Source organism: Bartonella gabonensis, assembly GCF_903679515.1.
GTDB lineage: Bacteria > Pseudomonadota > Alphaproteobacteria > Rhizobiales > Rhizobiaceae > Bartonella > Bartonella gabonensis.
Genome location: NZ_CAHOYM010000120.1, coordinates 1 through 517, shown reverse-complemented (window position 1 = coordinate 517; position 517 = coordinate 1). Strand labels below are relative to the sequence as shown.

Here is a 517-nt window from a genome sequence, read left to right as displayed (position 1 = left end):
TAGCACTGAAAGCAATTGGAGTGATAATGCGAACAACACGTGTGATGGACAAGAGGTTCGTATTCAACAGATTAATCTGTTTGATTTAGAAAACAGTCAAATCGATTGGGGTGCTTATAAAGAAAGAGGACAAGCTGTCCTTAAAGAGCAACCGAAAAAAAAGCTTTTAGATCATCAAAAGGAAGCATTGAAAGATGTCTGTGAAGGTTTAAAAGAAGCAGACCGTGGCAAGCTGATTATGGCATGTGGTACAGGCAAAACATTCACAAGCCTTAAGATAGCAGAAACTCTCGCCGGAAAAGGTAAGCGTGTGTTGTTTCTGGTGCCTTCTCTTGCTTTGATGTCACAAACAATTCGTGAATGGACCCTTGATACAGAAATCCCCTTGCGTTCCTTTGCGGTGTGTTCTGATACACAAGTAGGCAAGCGTCGTAAAGGCAAACATGATGATGAATCTGGTCTCGATGCTTCTGATCTTGTTTTACCGGCGACAACGGATGCGCAAGCACTTGCACGT

The 517-nt window shown here is 42.7% G+C and carries 1 protein-coding gene; it reads left to right on the top strand.

What is annotated here, in order from left to right; all coding sequences use genetic code 11:
- A partial coding sequence (locus tag HWX04_RS08320) for a DEAD/DEAH box helicase family protein (RefSeq protein ID WP_175869640.1) occupies positions 1-517 on the top strand: 517 nt, incomplete at both ends.